Raw genomic sequence first — 17,623 nt, forward strand, 5'->3', positions numbered from 1 at the left:
ACCAATTATTTTGGCATAATCTAAGGTTTGTAAAATTCAGGTCGATTTGCGTAAATTTTTAGAATTACGAGATGTAATTCCAGATATTCTGGTGTTTTGCAAGTTGGCCGTAGGTAAAACGCAAGACTTTGTTTTTCTCCAACGCCAGTTTTGGATCTTCTTTTAAAATTCTTTGGGCTACGTGGCGCGCCGTTTTAAGCAGATCATTATCCTTTACAATATCGGCAATTTTAAGGTTGAGGACACCACTTTGTTGTGTTCCCATAATATCTCCAGGTCCACGAAGTTTTAAGTCGACTTCAGCGATCTGGAAACCATCGTTAGTTGCTGTCATGGTTTCTAAGCGTGTTTTGCTATCGTTCGATAATTTATGGCCGGTCATTAAAATACAGTAACTCTGCTCGGCACCACGACCAACACGACCTCTTAGCTGGTGCAATTGCGAAAGCCCAAATCGCTCGGCACTTTCTATAACCATCACACTGGCATTGGGAACATTTACACCAACTTCGATCACGGTAGTGGCCACCATGATTTCGGTCTTGCCTTCAGCAAAGCGTTGCATTTCATAATCCTTATCTTCAGGTTTCATCTGGCCGTGAACAATAGAGATCTGAAAATCGGGAAATTCTCTGGCAATACTTTCGTAACCATCCATTAGATCTTTATAGTCCATTTTTTCAGATTCCTGAATTAACGGATATACCACATAAACCTGTCGGCCTTTATCGATCTCTTCTTTTAGAAACCGGAAAACTTTTAAACGGTTACTATCAAAACGATGCACGGTTCTAATTGGTTTTCTTCCCGGAGGTAACTCGTCGATGACCGAAATATCCAGATCGCCATACAAACTCATTGCCAAAGTACGCGGAATAGGAGTTGCCGTCATTACTAAAATATGAGGCGGAATTTTATTTTTTCGCCATAATTTTGCACGTTGTGCCACCCCAAAACGATGCTGCTCGTCGATAATTGCCAGACCAAGATTGTGGAATTTTACCTTGTCTTCTAAAAGCGCGTGAGTACCAATAAGAATATGGATCTCGCCATTTTCCAGTTTTTCGTGCAGTTCACGACGATGGGCTTTCTTGGAAGAACCGGTAAGCAGGTAAATAGAAATATCCATTTTTTCGCATAATTCTACCAATCCCTGGTAATGCTGAATCGCTAAAATCTCTGTAGGCGCCATTAAACAGGCCTGGAAGTCATTATCGATGGCAATAAGCATGCTCATTAAAGCCACGATGGTCTTTCCTGAGCCAACGTCACCTTGTAACAGTCGGTTCATCTGAGCGCCCGTACCCAGATCTGCCCTAATTTCTTTGATCACTCTTTTTTGAGCATCGGTAAGATCAAAGGGCAAATGGTTTTTATAAAATCCACTAAAATTTTCTCCAATTTCGCCAAAAACAAAGCCTTTTATTTTTTGTTTTCGAAGCTGATTTTTCAGTAATAATTGCAACTGAATATAAAAAAGCTCTTCAAACTTTAACCGAAACTGCGCTTTGGCAAGTAACTCGGCATTTTTAGGAAAATGAATATTAAAAAGCGCTTCAGCTTTCGAAATTAGCCGGAATTCGCTCTTAATTTCTTCGCTTAACGTATCAAAAAATCGTGCCTGGGTTTCGGTAAAAAGCTGTTGTAGCATTTTATTCACCACGCGATTGGTAATCCCTTTTTTCTGTAATAATTCGGTAGAAGGATAAATAGGCTGCATCGCCGCACGCAATTGCTTTTTAAAATCGGCCAGTGTATCCATTTCGGGATGCGGCATACTAAATACCCCATTAAACCAATTGGTTTTTCCAAAAACAACATAGGGAGTATTCAGTTTTAGGTTTTCACGAATCCATTTATGTCCCCTAAACCAAACCAGCTCCATCTTTCCTGTTTCATCGACAAAATCGGCAACAAGACGTTTTCCCCGTTTTTGCTCAACCATTTTAATATGTGTGATTTTCCCCACCACCTGTACTTCAGCGGAGTTTCGCTGTAATTCGGCAATCTTATAAAATCGTGTTTTATCCAGATAGCGGTTAGGGAAAAAATTCACTAAATCCTGATAGGTGTGAATCCCTAATTCTTTTCGTAGCACATCGGCACGGTTAGGCCCAACGCCTTTTAAATAATCAATCGGAGTTTGAAGAATATTAGGATTCATAAAAACGAAGATATTAAAATGCGCAATTTTAGAATTATTTCAGGCATATTTTATGCTATTTCTTTTCAAGAATTACCAATTACCCCTGAAAGATTAGCGGTAAAACGAAGCCTCTGGCATTAAATTTTGTAATTTGGCAATACCAAACGACAGTCTCTTATAATGAAGAAAATATTCTTTTCCCTCATATTCTTAAAAGCCTATTTGGCGGTAGCGCAATCGATCTCTCCTGAAAATCAAATTGAATTTGTAGATTTTAAAACGGTAAATGCTGAGGTAAGTATTTATCCTGAATTAGCCAAAATCGATGGTAACGTCAATTATTCTTTTGAAGTTTTAAAACCGGTAGATTCCTTTTTTGTTGATGTTGAAGACATGACCTTTAGGGCAGTAAACGTAAATGGAAAAAAAGCCGATTTTCATTTAGCTGAAGATAAAATCTGGATAAAAAGAAAACTAAATCCTTCTGAAGAAAACACACTTCAGTTGCAGTATGCTGGTTCACCAAAACAAACCCTGTATTTTATTAACTGGGATAAAGAAACTTCTGAAGGAATAAGCAAACAGGTCTGGACGCAGGGGCAGGGACGTTACACGTCGCATTGGTTACCAAGTTTTGATGATGTTAGGGAGAAAGCGGTTTTTAATTTAAAAATCAATTTTAAAAAAGACTATCGGGTTATTGCGAACGGAGCATTGAAAAATGAAGCAATGCTTAACGATTCGATCAAACAATGGTCGTTTAGTATGCAAGATCCTATGAGCAGTTATCTGGTTGCAGTAGCTGCCGGAAATTATAAAAGTAAAGATTTGGAAAGTGCAGGCGGAGTGCCTATTTCTTTATTTTATGAGCCTAAAGATGAAAACCTGGTAGAGCCTACGTACCGATATTCGAAGAAAATATTCGACTTTTTGGTGGAAGAAATCGGGGTCGATTTTCCCTGGCAAAATTATAAACAGATTCCGGTAGAAGATTTTCTTTACGGAGGAATGGAGAATACGGGAACCACAATTTTTTCTGAAGCTATGCTTACCGATAGCATAGGTTTTAAAGATCGAAACTATGTAAATGTAAATACTCACGAACTGGCCCACCAGTGGTTTGGCGATCTGGTTACCGAGGAGAGTGGCAAACATCACTGGTTACAGGAAGGATTTGCAACGTATTATGCGTTATTAGCAGAAAAACAGATTTTTGGAGAAGATTACTATTACTGGAAATTATACGAAACGGCCGAGCAGTTAAAGAAAATGAGTGATCGTGGGGAAGGGGAAGCACTACTAAATGCCAAAGCCAGTTCGCTTACTTTTTATCAAAAAGGCGCCTGGGCTTTACATATTTTGCGAGAACGGCTGGGAGATGAAGCTTTTAAAGCCGGAGTAAAAAACTACCTGAAATTATATAGTTTTAGCAATGCTACAACAGAAGATTTTCTGGAAGTAATGGAAAACATAAGCGGTCAGGATTTAGTGCAATTTAAAAAAGATTGGCTGGAACAATCGGCTTTTAAAGCAAATGCTGCGCTAAACTCTTTGCAAAAATCGGCATTTATTAGAAAGTATTTAGATGTTGCTGCCGTTAGGGAACAAAGCGTGGGAACAAAATATAATATTTTAAATGGCGCACTGGATTTTCCGGTAAACGATTACGTGGGGCAGGAAGCTGTAATGCAATTACAGGGAGCCAAAGCCCAAGAAGCCTTAGATTTGTATAAAAAGGCTTTTGCTACGGGTAATGTTTTTGTACGACAGGCTATTGCATCGAGTATGAAAGAAATCCCGCAGTCCTTAAAATCGGAATTTGAAGATTTATTAAATGATGATTCTTACTTAACAAAGGAATATGCGTTGATGAATTTGTGGACTAATTTCCCAGAGGATCGGGCTAAATATTTAAGCAAAACCAAAAATGTACAGGGATTTTATGATAAGAATGTTCGAATGTTATGGTTAACCCTAAATTTGGTAACTCCAGAATACGATGCTGGTAATAGTCAGGCCAATTATGCCGAACTTTCGGGATATACACAAACAAAATATCCTATGGAAATTCGGCAAAACGCGTTTAGCTATTTATTTCAGATCGATGCATTTTCAGATCAGAATTTAAAAGATTTAATGCAGGGAACGCAGCACCATACCTATAGATTTAGGGATTTTTGCCGGCAGTTACTAAAGGAATTATTAACGCATGATAAATATTTTAAAAAGATTCAGGATCTATCAGATTCGTTTTCAAAAAAAGAACAGGAATATTTACAATCTCAACTTTCTAGATAATTTTATAATTTAATGAAGGCATTGGTAATTTCGGGAGGTGGCAGCAAAGGAGCTTTTGGCGGTGGCGTGGCACAATATTTAATTGAAGAAAAGAAACGAGATTACGATCTGTACGTGGGAACGTCTACCGGAAGTTTGCTAATTTCTCATTTAGCACTGCAAAAAGTAGAGAAGATAAGGAAGGTCTATACCTCAGTAAACGAATCGAGCATTTTTAATAACCGCCCGTTTTTAATTAAGCATAAACACGGGATAGACCATATTAGCATTAATCACTTCAATGTAATTCGTAATTTTATTAAGGGTAAAAAAACCTTTGGTGAAAGCAAGAATCTTAAAAAGCTCATTCTAAATACCTTTTCCGAAGAAGAATTTCAGCAATTAAAATTTTCAGAAAAAGATATTTTAGTCACCGTTTCGAATTTGTCTTTAAATGATGTTGAATATAAATCGATAAAAGATTTTGATTATCAGGATTTTGTGGAATGGATATGGATATCTTGTAATTACACGCCGTTTATGAGTTTGGTGCAAAAGAATGGTTGCGAGTATGCCGACGGAGGATTTGGATCGATGGTTCCTATCGAAGAAGCGGTAAAACGCGGAGCTACAGAGATTGATGCCATCATTTTAAAAACCGAAGTAAGTCATTTAAACCGTATGCCTTCTAAAAATGTTTTTGGACTAATTACCAACTTGTTTAATTTTGTGACAGACCGGGTTGAAAATCAAAATATTAGAATTGGTAAGTTTGCAGCGGCAAATAAAGATGTAATTATTAATTTTTATTATACACCCACAGTTTTAACAACGAATTCTCTTATTTTTGAAGAAGAAAAGATGAAGCGGTGGTGGAAAAGCGGATTTAATTACGCTAAACTTAAGAGTGAAGAATTAAACCAAATCGAAGTTTAATGCGAGCATTGGTAATTTCGGGCGGCGGCAGTAAAGGAGCATTTGCAGGAGGAGTAGCCCAATATTTAATGGAGGCCGAAAAGAAGAAATACGATCTTTTTTTGGGCACCTCTACCGGTAGTCTTTTAATTCCGCATCTTGCAGCCGGTAGGATCAAAAAAGTTTACGAGCTATATACCAATGTAAATCAGCGTAAAATCTTCAGTTTAAATCCCTTTATCGTAAAGAAGAAAGAAGGCCGGGAATATGTGACGATTAACTACTTTAACATGTTCTGGCAGTTTTTAAAAAAGAAGCGCACTTTTGGAGAAAGTAAAAATCTCTTAAAACATATTCGGCGTAATTTTTCTGAAGAGAATTTTAAAAACCTACAAGCTAAAGTAGGGGATGTTGTGGTGACCGTTTCTAATCTATCCAAAAATAGGGTAGAGTATAAATCGATTCATGATTTTTCTTATGACGATTTTTGTGAGTGGATCTGGATTTCCTGTAATTATATTCCTTTTATGAGTTTGGCCAAGAAAAACGGATTTGAATATGCCGATGGAGGTTTGGGATGTGTAGTGCCTATTCGAGAAGCTATAAAACGTGGCGCAACTGAAGTGGATGCCATAATTTTAGAAGCTGAAAATATGGAATATAACAAGGTGCTGGGCAAAAATCCGTTTAGTTTAATGCTGAATTTGTACAGCTTTGTGCTCGATCAGGTAGAATATCACGATGTGATTGAAGGAAAACTGGCAGCATTGAATAAAAACGTAAAACTGAATATTTTTTACACGCCCACAAAACTGACCGAAAATTCGTTGGTTTTCAACAAAAAACTAATGACCGACTGGTGGAAGCAAGGTTATGATTATGCGGCCAAAAAGGTAAAAGAAGATAAAGAGACTGCCAAAAAGACCAAAGCTGAGGTGTAATGGAAGTTAGAATTTAGAAGTAAGAAAGTAGAAAAGAGAGAGAAAAGAAAATAGACTAGGGAGTCTTGATTCTGGAAACAAGAAACAGGCCCCAGGAACCAAGATAATTTGAAAATGTGTAGATGTGATAATGAAGAAAACACAACTTTAAATCTTAAACTTTTGAACGTTGAACTCTACTCTCCATTTCTTTATGTTTCACCTGCCTGCCGGTGAGGCAGGGTCGAAATGACCTCAATGTATGTTATCCTATGCTTGTGAAGAGCAGATTTACGAGAAATAATCAATAGATTTCAACGGAAGAAGGGAAAGTAATAAAACCGGGCGCTGTCATCTCGACCGCAGCGGAGAGATCTTTTTGCAGCTTGTTTTTGAAATTGAGATTTCTCGACTCGTACCTCGCTCGAAATGACAACTTTTTTAAATTTAGCTTTCAGCTATTAGCTAATTGTTGAAAGCCAACAGCTAGCGAAGCTAAACAATCTCTTTCACTTCGTTTTTAACATAAGTAAGTGCAGCAACCGTGGGTGCATCTTCGTCCATTAAAACAGTAAGCACTTTTTCCTGAAGCATCGCAGCATTTTCTATCGCGTTATCGGCGGCACTTTGCCTAATGAGCGATATGGTCGCATTTTTAGCCGTTTTTATATAATTCCAGCACTCGTTAGAGACATAGATTTGTTGTGCCAAATTATGTTCAAATTCCTGATCTATAGCAGTAACCAAAGTGTTTGAATACTGAATCTTATCTGAAGATGCAGGTTTGATCCTTACCAGTAAATTGCCGGGAGAAATTCGTTCTAAAAATAACGTCATTCTTTCGTAGGCCTGTAATTTTAAAGGAAGCGCGGTTTTCTGATTTTCCTGATGTAATAAAAATCGGCGTCTGCGATTTTCGTTTTCAGAAAAAGTTTTAAAAAAATAAAATGCTACACCAGCAACAATTAATGCCGGTAAGATGTTATAAAGTAATTGCAATAAATCGGTATCGCTCATGCTGGTCTGTTCTAAAAAATCGAAAGGTACTTTTTCTAAGTTAAACGTCAAAATTAACCAAAAAGTACCTTTCTTATATTTTCCACTTACTACTATTGTTAAATAAATTGAGATCAGCTACTACAAAACATTACAAAATCTCGCTGTTTAAAAGTATTAACAGGCTGGGTTTAGAAATTGATTGATTTTGGTTAAATTCACCCTTTTAAAATTTGAAGGAAATTGGAAGCTTATTTAGCCGAATTAAATGATGCCCAACGGGCACCAACATTGCAGATTGATGGTCCTATGATCGTAATTGCGGGAGCCGGTTCTGGTAAAACCCGGGTGCTTACGTATAGAATCGCATACATGATGAGTAAAGGGATTGATGCCTTTAATATTCTTGCTTTAACCTTTACCAACAAAGCAGCGCGGGAAATGCAGCATCGTATAGCCCAGATTGTAGGTAGGAGTGAAGCCAAAAATCTTTGGATGGGAACATTCCACTCGGTTTTTGCCAAGATTCTACGTTTTGAAGCCGATAAATTGGGGTATCCTTCTAATTTTACGATTTATGATACGCAGGATTCGCAAAGTGTGATTAGAGCGATAATTAAAGATATGCAGCTGGATAAGGATGTGTACAAGTATAAACAGGTATATGGCCGAATTTCATCTTATAAAAACAGCCTGATTACCGTTAAAGCCTATTTTAATAATCCAGAATTAATGGAGGCTGATGCCATGAGCAAAAAGCCGAGAATGGGCGATATTTATCAGGAATATGTACAGCGTTGTTTTAAAGCCGGAGCGATGGACTTTGATGATTTATTGCTGAAAACCAATGAGCTTTTAAACCGTTTTCCTGAAGTGCTTCAGAAATATCAGAATCGTTTCCGTTATATTCTGGTAGATGAGTATCAGGATACCAATCACTCCCAGTATTTAATCGTAAAAGCATTGTCTGATAAATTTCAGAATATCTGTGTGGTTGGGGACGATGCGCAGAGTATTTACGCGTTCCGTGGAGCGAATATTAATAACATCCTGAATTTCCAGAAAGATTACGAAGGCGTGGAAATGTACCGTTTGGAACAAAATTACCGTTCTACCGGAAACATTGTAAACGCTGCAAACTCGATAATCGATAAAAACCAGACCAAACTTGATAAAGTAGTTTGGACGGCCAATGATGATGGGCAAAAGATCGTGGTAAATCGATTATTGACCGATGGTGAGGAAGGCCGATTTGTTGCCAGTTCGATCTTTGAAAATAAGATGCAAAATCAAATGGCTAATGGTGATTTTGCAATTTTATATCGGACTAATGCGCAGAGTAGGGCGATGGAAGATGCGCTGCGGAAAAAAGACATTCCGTACCGAATTTATGGAGGATTATCTTTCTACCAGCGTAAAGAAATAAAAGATGTGCTTTCCTATTTGCGATTATTAATTAATCCAAAAGATGAAGAAGCTTTAAAGCGTGTGATTAATTATCCTGCCCGTGGTATTGGAGCAACAACGATGGACAGGCTGAGTATCGCCGCCAATAAATATGGAAAATCGATCTTTGAAGTTTTAGAAAATCTGGATCATTTACCGGAGCTTAAAATCACCAAAAGTACACGTACCAAGCTGGACAATTTTGTAAATATGATTAAGCATTTTACAATTTTGGCTAATAATGCTGATGCTTTTACCGTTGCCGATACGGTGACCAAAAAAACCGGACTCGTACAGGAACTTAAAAAAGACGGTACTCCAGAGGGTATTGCGAGAATCGAGAATATCGAAGAATTATTAAACGGTATTAAGGATTTTGTGGAAGAGCAAAAAGAACTGGCCGATGCTAATGGGTCTATAGCCGAATTTTTGGAAGATGTGGCGCTGGCAACCGACCTTGATAAGGATACCGAAGATGAAGACCGCGTGGCGCTAATGACGATTCACCTGGCCAAAGGATTAGAGTTTCCGTACGTGTATATAGTGGGAATGGAAGAAGATTTGTTCCCTTCGGCAATGAGTATGAATACGCGATCTGATCTGGAGGAAGAACGACGTTTATTCTACGTTGCGGTAACCAGAGCTGAAAAACAGGCTTTTTTAACGTATACGCAAAGCCGATATCGATGGGGGAAATTAGTAGACGCCGAGCCAAGCCGATTTATTGAGGAAATAGACGATAAGTATTTAGATTATATGATTCCGCAGGATGATTATAAATACAAACCGCTTATTAATACCGATATTTTTGGAGACGAAGTAGATAAATCCAAACTTCGACAAAACAAACCCAAAGCAGGAACGCCACCACCAGCGCATAAGCCTACTGAAGAGCAGCTTAGGAAATTGCGAAAGTTAAGGCCAGCAGCTTCAGAACCTGCTAAAGCATCTAATGCCATACAGTTGGAAGTGGGAAATGAAGTAGAGCACATGCGGTTTGGGAAAGGAAAAGTATTAGGAATAGAAGGCGTAGGCCAGGATAGAAAAGCCGAAATACATTTTGAAAATGGAGGCATTAAAAAACTGTTGCTGAGATTCGCTAAATTGAAGTTACTTTCTTAGAAAGCTATTTTAAATAGTTTTTCTCATTAAACTCTTTTTTATTGAAAAGGTTTTCGAGTTAAACTTGTGTTATTCAGAGCCGCAAAATGCGGCTTTCTTTTTATCTTCAAAAGAAAAAGATGATTCAAAAAGGAAGTAATGTAAAATGGGAATGGGGAAATGGTACCGCCACCGGTAAAGTAACTGAAACCTATACTGAAGAAGTCACCAAAACTATCGACGGCAGCGAAATTACCCGCAAAGGAAAACAGGGAAATAAAGCTCTTTATATCGAGCAGGAAGACGGAAGCAAAGTCCTGAAACTAGAAAAAGAAGTTGAAAAAGCTGATTAAAAATGGCAGAAATTGTTCGTATTTATAATGAAAACCCGAATCCGCGTGAAATTACTAAAGTGGTTAAAACCCTGCGAAGTGGCGGACTCGTTATTTACCCAACCGATACGGTTTATGGTTTAGGTTGCGATATTACCAATAATTCGGCTTTAGAAAAGATCGCTCAAATTAAAGGGGTGAAACTTGAAAAAGCCAATTTTAGTTTTATTTGTCACGATCTTAGTAATCTTTCTGATTATGTAAAGCAAATTGATACCTCAACTTTTAAAATATTGAAGCGCTGTTTACCGGGACCTTATACTTTTATCCTGCCGGGAAATAACAATTTACCAACGGTTTTTAAGAAAAAGAAAACGGTGGGAATTAGAGTGCCAGATAATAATATTTGTAGAGCGATTGTAAAGGAATTAGGAAACCCAATAGTTTCGACATCAATACGAGATGAAGATGAGGTGATTGAATATACTACCGATCCTGAACTGATTCAGGAGAAATGGGATAATCTGGTTGATATCGTGATCGATGGCGGTTATGGTGATAATACACCGAGTACGGTAATCGATTTAACGACCGATCAACCCGAAGTAATTAGAGAAGGTAAAGGAAGTTTAGTAATTATGTGATAAGCGCAATTATCCTTTTTTGAATAAATAACAATTTAATCCTCGGGGTTCAACCCGGGGATTTTTTTTGCAGGAAGTTTGATGATGAATAGGGGCAGAAACAAAAGAGCCACGCAATCGCGTGGCTCTTTTTTGTATATTAAGATGGTTAATCTTATTAGTTTGAAGCTTTAGAAGCTTGTTCCATACCTTCTTCGATCATTCCGTAGAACTGGTCTAGTTTAGGAAGTACAACGATTCTTGTTCTTCTGTTTTTAGCACGACCTTCAGCAGTTTCGTTAGAAGCTACTGGCATGTAGTAAGATCTACCTGCAGCTGTCATACGCTTAGGATCTACACCAAACTCATCCTGAAGAATTCTAACTACAGAAGTAGCTCTTTTTACAGAAAGATCCCAGTTATCCTGGAACATAGAAGTAGAGATCGATTTATCATCAGTATGACCTTCTACCATAAACTCGATGTCTGGTTTGTTTTTAATTACTGTAGCAACTTTTCCAAGAACTTCTCTTGCCTGGTTAGTTACATTGTAACGACCACTGTCAAATAATAGTTTATCAGAAATAGAAACGTAAACAACACCTTTTTCAACATTAATTTCGATATCCTCATCGTTCATGTTTCCAATCGCTCCTTTTAAGCTGGTTACAAGTGCTAAAGTAACAGAGTCTTTTTTGTTGATCGCATCTCTCATGCTTTTAATAGCAAGATCTTTTTCTTTGATGCTTTCTAGAGAACGCTCTAAGTTTTCAGCTTCTTTCTTAGAAAGTGTAGCAAGATCACCAACGTTATTTAGTAAGGCAGCATTTGTATTGTTAAGAACTTTAATTCTTTCAGTCATTTCATTTTTATCCTCTAGACAAGCGTTTAATTTTACAGTGGCGGTATTAAGCTGGTCTTGAGTTTCTTTTTGTTTTGCTTCTAGTTCAGCGTATTTCTTGTTAGAAACACATGAAGATAGCAAAATAGCCGCAGTGGCCGATAAAAGCATGATTTTTTTCATAACTTATTGTAATTATTGTTAATGTTAGATTTTCCAAAAGTATCAAAAAAATATAAAGCTTAAAAGTAGTATTAACAATACTTTAGATCGGCTTTATATTAATTTTTTATAAGTCGTTTTTTTTAATGCAAAATATTCAAAAACGATAGACTTTATATTATAGTATTTAATTTTAGATGATTTTTCAATCCTTTTTTTATTCATTTTAGAAAAACTACCGTAAAAATTGGAGTGTGCTTTTAATACCGCCAAAAAATGTCTAAAATCTCCCTGAAAAAGGAATTTAAGTCCGGCAATACCATCTAAAACCATTCTCTGAAACACAATTTTACGCATTTTTTCTTTAGGAAGGTTCTTTACTAGCATAAAAAGACTATTTCTAAAATTATAAAAGGTCTTTTTAGGGTTCATTTTATCTAAAGTGGCCCCTCCAACGTGATAAACGCAGGATTTTCCGGTGTATTTTATCGTATAGCCAAGATTTTTTATTCGCCAGCATAGATCTATTTCTTCCTGGTGGGCAAAAAAATCTTCATCAAAACCTCTAACTTCTTTAAAGACAGCATTTCTTACTGCTAAACAAGCGCCACTGGCCCAAAAGATCTCAGTTTCGTCATTATATTGGCCTTTATCTTCTTCAATCGTTTCAAAAATCCTTCCACGACAGTAGGGGAAACCATATTTGTCAATAAATCCACCGGCAGCACCGGCATATTCAAAATACGATTTGTTTTTATGATCCAATATTTTAGGTTGTACCGCAGCAGTTTTAGAATCCTTGCTAAAAACTTCTACTATGGGATGCAACCAGTTTTTGGTGACTTCAATATCACTATTTAAAAGGATTAATATTTCTTCTGAAAGTTGTTTTAGGGCATCGTTATAACCTTTTGCGTATCCCCCATTTTCTTTATTCTGAATAATCTTTACTTCAGGATAATTTTTTTGAAGAAAACCTATAGAATAATCACCTGAAGCATTATCGGCAACATAAATATTCGCTTCTGTAGAAAATTGGGTAACCGAGGGTAAAAATTGTTCTAACAAAGCTTTCCCGTTCCAATTTAAGATCACAATTGCTACTTTCATTTATATCGATTTATACGCTGGGATTTCCTTTAGAAACTCGTATTGTCCTTCTTCGTAATTCATTTTGCAGTAATAATGGGATAAACCATTGGTCACCATTAAAAACTCTGCATCCAGGGTCATGTTATACTGTGCGATTTGATCGAACACATTTTGGGTGATTTTTATATGGGGCGCTTTACATTCTACAATTAGATGAATACTACCATCACGATTATAAACCACAACATCGTAACGTTTGGTTAATTTGCCTAGTTTCAGTTGTTTTTCAACATTAATAAGACTTTTTGGAAATTCTTTCTCCTTCATAAGGAATTGGGTGCAATGTTGGCGTACCCATTCTTCAGGAGTAAGAATGATAAATTTTTTCCGTAGTTCGTCGAAAACAGCTATTTTATTTTGACTATTTTTGAACCTGAAATTATATTTTGGAAAATTAAGGTCGATCATAGGCCCCAAAAATACTAAAGAATACAACATCTAAAAGCCTTTAAAGGTAAAACTAATTTCAGCCTAAACGATTCTTTTTCTGCATGGACGACGCAAAACAAATTGTGACCGATATTAAAAATGGCAAAATTGCTCCTATTTATCTTTTAATGGGAGAAGAACCTTATTTTGTGGATAAAGTTGCCGATTATATCGAGGACAATTTATTGCGTGAAGACGAAAAAGGATTCAACCAGATCATTATGTACGGCCGCGATACCAATGTCGATGAGATTGTGGGAAATGCCAAGCGTTATCCTATGATGGCCGAGCGGCAGGTGGTGATCGTAAAAGAAGCTCAGGATCTTTCTCGAACCATAGATAAATTGAGTGATTATGCCGAAAATCCACAGCCCACAACGGTTTTGGTGCTTTGCTATAAACATAAAACGCTGGATAAGCGTAAAAAGGTGTATAAAACCATCAAGAAAAGCGGGGTAATCCTGGATAGTAAAAAACTTTACGAAAATCAGGTGTCAGATTGGATTGTTCGTAATTTGAAATCCAGATCACTGGGGATTTCTCCAAAAGCCTCGCAAATGCTGGTTGAATTTTTAGGGACAGATTTGGGCAAAATCGATAATGAGTTGCAAAAACTTCAATTGGTCTGTGAAAAAGGAACCGATGTTACTCCAGAGCTTATTGAGCAGAATATAGGGATTAGTAAAGATTTCAATAATTTTGAGTTGCGTAAAGCGGTAGGTTTAAAAGATGAGGTAAAGGCCCATCGCATTATCAATTATTTTTCGCAAAACCCAAAAGATAATCCGCTTGTCGTTACCATATCACTTTTATTCTCTTATTTTTCGCAATTGCTACAATACCATGGTTTGCCCGATAAATCTAAAATGAACGTTGCCAAACAGCTTAAAGTGAATCCTTATTTTGTGAACGATTATACGGTGGCCGCAAGAAATTATCCTATGAAAAAAGTCAGTTATGCGATACATGTTTTGCAGGAAGCCGATGTTAAAAGTAAAGGAGTGGGTGCAGTAAATTTATCTTCAGGGGATCTTTTAAAAGAAGTGTTGGTTAAAATAATGCGTTAAATGAAAAAAATTAATTCCTGGGTAAATGCTGCCCGATTACGAACCTTACCTTTATCCATTTCAGGGATTTTAGTGGGGAGCACCATTGCAGCCCAACAAGGCTATTTTAGTCTGGGGATTTTCTCGCTGGCACTTGCCACGACACTGGGACTTCAGGTATTGTCGAATTTTGCAAACGATTATGGTGACGGCGTAAAGGGAACAGATAACGACGAACGTATTGGTCCACAACGAGCTATACAAAGTGGATTGATATCGCATTCTGAAATGAAAAACGGAATTATCCTTACTTCTATCATCACTTTTATCCTGGCTATCTGTTTAATTTATGCTTCTTTTGGTAGTGAGGATTTTTTGTATAGCCTGGTTTTTATTGGTTTAGGAGTGGCTTCTATTGTTGCGGCCATAAAATATACGGTGGGAAACTCCGCGTATGGCTATCGCGGTTTAGGGGATATTTTTGTATTTATTTTCTTTGGAATTGTAGCGGTTTTTGGATCTTTCTTTCTTTATGTAAATGATTTTGATTGGACGGTGCTTATGCCGGCCGCAGCTATTGGACTTTTAAGTGCAGGAGTGCTTAACCTTAACAATATGCGCGATAGGGTTCCTGATGAAAAATCGGGAAAAATTACTTTAGCCGTAAAATTGGGAGAGAAAGGAGCCAAGACCTACCACTATTTTTTAATCATAGGTGCCATTTTTCTTATGACGGTATATTCAGCACTGATTTTTGAAGGATGGGACGATATTATTTTTTATATCGCATTTATTCCGCTTGTACTTCATCTAAAAAGAGTCATGCAAAATGAATCTCCGGCGCTGCTCGATCCAGAGCTTAAAGTACTTGCACTATCAACATTTGCCATGTCTTTGTTGTTTGGATTTGGACAGATTTTGTAAGCCTAAGTTTAACAAAATTATAGAATTCTAAATTCTAATTCTCCAGCCATCAATTAGTATTTTAGGTGCAAATCAAATAAAATTGTTATGGAACTTACATTTTATGGTCAAAATTGTCTTGGCCTCACTATAGGAGATATTAATATTCTGGTCGATCCTTTTATTTCAGGAAATGAAAAGGCAAAGGATAAAATCAATTTAAAAGAAATAAAAGCAGATTATATTTTAGTAACACACGCGCATCAGGATCACGTTTTAGATGTAGAAACAGTAGCTAAAAATACAGATGCGGTTATTGTAAGTAATGCTGAAATTGCTGCCTATTACGAAGATAAAGGTTTTACGGTACACCCAATGAATCACGGGGGGAGCTGGCAATTTGATTTTGGAAAAGTAAAGTATGTACAGGCCTGGCATAGTAGTACGTTCCCTGATGGTGCTTCTGGTGGATTACCCGGTGGGTTTGTTATTCAGTCAGGAGGAAAAAATCTTTATATCGCCGGAGATACGGCTTTAAGTATGGATATGAAGTTAATTCCGTTATTTACCAAACTGGATTTAGCGGTATTACCAATTGGAGATAATTTTACCATGGGACCAGACGAGGCGGTAATCGCAAGTGATTTTATTGAATGTGACCGAATTTTAGGTTGTCACTACGATACTTTTGGATATATCGAAATAGATCATGCTGAAGCTAAAAAGAAATTTACCGATAAAGGTAAAGAGTTGATCTTATTGGATATTGGTGAAAAATTAAGTGTTTAATTTTAGAGAATATTAGATTATTGGAATCTTGGATTATTAGTAGATTAAAATGTTAGATTTTTAGAGATGCATAAATTTAAAGACTTACGAGTTTGGCAGCAAAGCCGATTATTTTGTAAGTCAGTTTATTTAGCAACTAAACATTTTCCAGAGGATGAGCGTTACGGAATAACCTCGCAAATGAGAAGAGCAGTCATCTCAATTCCTTCTAATATTGCTGAAGGAGCCTCAAGAAAATCCAAAAGGGATTTTTCAAGATTTTTAGAGATTGCGCTAGGTTCATGTTACGAATTGGAAACGCAATTAATCATTGCAAATGATCTTAATTTTTTAGATTTGAATACTTTTGAAGAACTTTCGAGTAAATTGGATGAGATTATAAAAATGACTTCAAAACTTAGAACCACATTAAGTTCATAATCCGACATTGAATTTATTCAAAATTATAACAAGAATTGCATTCTAGTTTACTAAAAATCTAAAATACTAACAGACTAAAGACAACGCAGTTGCAAGCAACTTATAAAAAGCATATTTTAAATTTTAAACGCCCCAGCGGAACTTCGCGGGGCGTTCTTACTGTGAAAGAAACCTGGTTTATCAAAATAGAGAGTGTTGATAATTTTGGTTACGGGGAATGCGGAATCTTACGAGGATTAAGTATCGACGACAGGCCAGATTATGAAGCAAGGCTAAAATGGGCTTGTGAAAATATTCATTTAGGTAAAGATGAGCTTTGGGAGCAATTGATAGAATTTCCAAGTATTCAGTTTGGGATCGAAATGGCTTTTCAGTCTTTCAAAAATGAAAATGAATTTGAATTATTTCCTTCAGCATTTACCAAAGGAGAGGACGCTATAGCGATAAACGGACTCATCTGGATGGGTGAAAAGGACTTTATGAAATCTCAAATTGCAGATAAATTGAAGTCGGGTTTCAACTGCATTAAAATGAAGATCGGAGCCATAGATTTTGATACTGAAATTGAATTGCTGAAGTATATCCGGTCACAATATTCCGCAGAAGAAATAGAACTCCGCGTTGACGCCAATGGCGCATTCGATCCAAAAAATGCATTAGAAAAACTGAAGCGTTTAAGTGAATTAGAGCTTCACAGTATCGAGCAGCCCATAAAGCAGGGCAATTGGGAAGAAATGGCAAGACTTTGTGCTGAAACTCCGCTTCCTATTGCGCTGGATGAAGAGCTGATAGGTGTTTTTGATGTAACGAAAAAGAGAAAACTTGTACAAACCATACAACCGCAATATTTGATATTTAAGCCCAGCCTCATTGGAGGGTTTAAAGGAACTCAACAATGGATCGATCTGGCCGAAAATAATAATATTGGATGGTGGAATACAAGCGCTTTAGAAAGTAATATTGGCTTAAATGCCATTTCGCAATTTACTTATAAAAAGGGCGTAACAATGCCGCAGGGATTAGGAACAGGAAGTTTGTACACCAATAATATTGAGAGTCCTTTAGAGGTTAAAAACGGACAAATTAGATATAATCCCATCTTAAATTGGGACTTTAATTTTTAAA

General features: G+C 36.9%; 16 protein-coding genes. 11 read left to right on the top strand and 5 right to left on the bottom strand.

Going from position 1 to position 17,623, the window contains the following annotated elements; translation table 11 throughout:
* Positions 1–64 precede the first annotated feature (64 nt).
* Complete coding sequence (gene recG, locus L1967_RS03750) at positions 65–2,164, bottom strand: ATP-dependent DNA helicase RecG (RefSeq protein WP_249600388.1); 2,100 nt, start codon at positions 2,162–2,164, stop codon at positions 65–67.
* A 162-nt stretch (positions 2,165–2,326) separates the two neighbouring features.
* Between recG and L1967_RS03755 the strand changes: the two genes are divergently transcribed.
* The 3 genes from L1967_RS03755 to L1967_RS03765 are packed head-to-tail and all read left to right on the top strand — an operon-like array spanning position 2,327 to position 6,279.
* On the top strand, positions 2,327–4,444 hold the full coding sequence (locus L1967_RS03755) for a M1 family metallopeptidase (RefSeq protein WP_249600389.1): 2,118 nt from the start codon (positions 2,327–2,329) through the stop codon (positions 4,442–4,444).
* A gap of 12 nt (positions 4,445–4,456) precedes the next feature.
* On the top strand, positions 4,457–5,359 hold the full coding sequence (locus L1967_RS03760) for a patatin-like phospholipase family protein (RefSeq protein ID WP_249600390.1): 903 nt from the start codon (positions 4,457–4,459) through the stop codon (positions 5,357–5,359).
* Positions 5,359–6,279: a patatin-like phospholipase family protein gene (locus L1967_RS03765; protein ID WP_249600391.1), complete on the top strand. Its 921-nt coding sequence runs from the start codon at positions 5,359–5,361 to the stop codon at positions 6,277–6,279. Before L1967_RS03760 ends, L1967_RS03765 begins: the two co-directional genes overlap by 1 nt.
* Before the next feature lie 474 nt (positions 6,280–6,753).
* Here L1967_RS03765 and L1967_RS03770 read toward each other — a convergent pair whose 3' ends face one another.
* The gene (locus L1967_RS03770) at positions 6,754–7,326 is read right to left on the bottom strand and encodes a DUF7935 family protein (RefSeq protein ID WP_338063511.1); all 573 of its coding nucleotides are present in this window, start codon (positions 7,324–7,326) and stop codon (positions 6,754–6,756) included.
* Between the two features lie 171 nt (positions 7,327–7,497).
* Here L1967_RS03770 and L1967_RS03775 point away from each other — a divergent pair, with 171 nt between their 5' ends.
* The 3 genes from L1967_RS03775 (at position 7,498) to L1967_RS03785 (ending at position 10,777) form a co-directional block, all read left to right on the top strand.
* Positions 7,498–9,822: an ATP-dependent helicase gene (locus L1967_RS03775; protein WP_249600392.1), complete on the top strand. Its 2,325-nt coding sequence runs from the start codon at positions 7,498–7,500 to the stop codon at positions 9,820–9,822.
* A gap of 119 nt (positions 9,823–9,941) precedes the next feature.
* The gene (locus L1967_RS03780) at positions 9,942–10,154 is read left to right on the top strand and encodes a hypervirulence associated TUDOR domain-containing protein (RefSeq protein WP_249600393.1); all 213 of its coding nucleotides are present in this window, start codon (positions 9,942–9,944) and stop codon (positions 10,152–10,154) included.
* Between the two features lie 2 nt (positions 10,155–10,156).
* Positions 10,157–10,777, top strand: a complete 621-nt coding sequence (locus tag L1967_RS03785) for an L-threonylcarbamoyladenylate synthase (RefSeq protein ID WP_249600394.1) — start codon at positions 10,157–10,159, stop codon at positions 10,775–10,777.
* Between the two features lie 157 nt (positions 10,778–10,934).
* On the opposite strand, the gene L1967_RS03790 is transcribed toward L1967_RS03785, so the two are convergent.
* The 3 genes from L1967_RS03790 to L1967_RS03800 form a co-directional block, all read right to left on the bottom strand.
* On the bottom strand, positions 10,935–11,780 hold the full coding sequence (locus L1967_RS03790) for an OmpA family protein (protein ID WP_249600395.1): 846 nt from the start codon (positions 11,778–11,780) through the stop codon (positions 10,935–10,937).
* Between the two features lie 93 nt (positions 11,781–11,873).
* Positions 11,874–12,869, bottom strand: coding sequence for a glycosyltransferase family 2 protein (locus L1967_RS03795; protein ID WP_249600396.1), 996 nt, complete (start codon positions 12,867–12,869; stop codon positions 11,874–11,876).
* On the bottom strand, positions 12,870–13,319 hold the full coding sequence (locus tag L1967_RS03800; protein ID WP_249600530.1) for a type I restriction enzyme HsdR N-terminal domain-containing protein: 450 nt from the start codon (positions 13,317–13,319) through the stop codon (positions 12,870–12,872).
* Positions 13,320–13,402: 83 nt separating this feature from the next.
* On the opposite strand from L1967_RS03800, the gene holA reads away from it, so the two are divergent.
* The 5 genes from holA (at position 13,403) to L1967_RS03825 (ending at position 17,622) form a co-directional block, all read left to right on the top strand.
* A complete protein-coding gene (gene holA / locus L1967_RS03805) occupies positions 13,403–14,407 on the top strand; it encodes a DNA polymerase III subunit delta (RefSeq protein WP_249600397.1) in 1,005 nt (334 codons plus the stop codon).
* Positions 14,408–15,310 carry a 1,4-dihydroxy-2-naphthoate octaprenyltransferase gene (gene menA / locus L1967_RS03810; RefSeq protein WP_249600398.1) on the top strand — a complete coding sequence of 301 codons (903 nt, stop codon included), beginning with the start codon at positions 14,408–14,410 and terminating at the stop codon, positions 15,308–15,310.
* An 87-nt stretch (positions 15,311–15,397) separates the two neighbouring features.
* The gene (locus L1967_RS03815; RefSeq protein ID WP_249600399.1) at positions 15,398–16,078 is read left to right on the top strand and encodes a metal-dependent hydrolase; all 681 of its coding nucleotides are present in this window, start codon (positions 15,398–15,400) and stop codon (positions 16,076–16,078) included.
* A gap of 66 nt (positions 16,079–16,144) precedes the next feature.
* Positions 16,145–16,498 (top strand): four helix bundle protein, encoded by a 354-nt coding sequence (locus tag L1967_RS03820; protein ID WP_249600400.1) that lies wholly within the window; start codon positions 16,145–16,147, stop codon positions 16,496–16,498.
* Between the two features lie 89 nt (positions 16,499–16,587).
* Positions 16,588–17,622, top strand: coding sequence for an o-succinylbenzoate synthase (locus L1967_RS03825; protein ID WP_249600401.1), 1,035 nt, complete (start codon positions 16,588–16,590; stop codon positions 17,620–17,622).
* The last annotated feature ends 1 nt before the right edge of the window (position 17,623 follow it).

Origin of the sequence: Zunongwangia pacifica (assembly GCF_023499215.1) — a bacterium.
GTDB classification, from domain to species: domain Bacteria; phylum Bacteroidota; class Bacteroidia; order Flavobacteriales; family Flavobacteriaceae; genus Zunongwangia; species Zunongwangia pacifica.

Excerpts from the sequence above, each read along its gene's own strand:
- recG (WP_249600388.1), bottom strand. The coding sequence starts at position 2,164 with ATGAATCCTAATATTCTTCAAACTCCGATTGATTATTTAAAAGGCGTT.
- L1967_RS03755 (WP_249600389.1), top strand. The coding sequence starts at position 2,327 with ATGAAGAAAATATTCTTTTCCCTCATATTCTTAAAAGCCTATTTGGCG.
- L1967_RS03760 (WP_249600390.1), top strand. The coding sequence starts at position 4,457 with ATGAAGGCATTGGTAATTTCGGGAGGTGGCAGCAAAGGAGCTTTTGGC.
- L1967_RS03765 (WP_249600391.1), top strand. The coding sequence starts at position 5,359 with ATGCGAGCATTGGTAATTTCGGGCGGCGGCAGTAAAGGAGCATTTGCA.
- L1967_RS03780 (WP_249600393.1), top strand. The coding sequence starts at position 9,942 with ATGATTCAAAAAGGAAGTAATGTAAAATGGGAATGGGGAAATGGTACC.
- L1967_RS03785 (WP_249600394.1), top strand. The coding sequence starts at position 10,157 with ATGGCAGAAATTGTTCGTATTTATAATGAAAACCCGAATCCGCGTGAA.
- L1967_RS03790 (WP_249600395.1), bottom strand. The coding sequence starts at position 11,780 with ATGAAAAAAATCATGCTTTTATCGGCCACTGCGGCTATTTTGCTATCT.
- L1967_RS03795 (WP_249600396.1), bottom strand. The coding sequence starts at position 12,869 with ATGAAAGTAGCAATTGTGATCTTAAATTGGAACGGGAAAGCTTTGTTA.
- L1967_RS03800 (WP_249600530.1), bottom strand. The coding sequence starts at position 13,319 with ATGATCGACCTTAATTTTCCAAAATATAATTTCAGGTTCAAAAATAGT.
- holA (WP_249600397.1), top strand. The coding sequence starts at position 13,403 with ATGGACGACGCAAAACAAATTGTGACCGATATTAAAAATGGCAAAATT.
- menA (WP_249600398.1), top strand. The coding sequence starts at position 14,408 with ATGAAAAAAATTAATTCCTGGGTAAATGCTGCCCGATTACGAACCTTA.
- L1967_RS03815 (WP_249600399.1), top strand. The coding sequence starts at position 15,398 with ATGGAACTTACATTTTATGGTCAAAATTGTCTTGGCCTCACTATAGGA.
- L1967_RS03820 (WP_249600400.1), top strand. The coding sequence starts at position 16,145 with ATGCATAAATTTAAAGACTTACGAGTTTGGCAGCAAAGCCGATTATTT.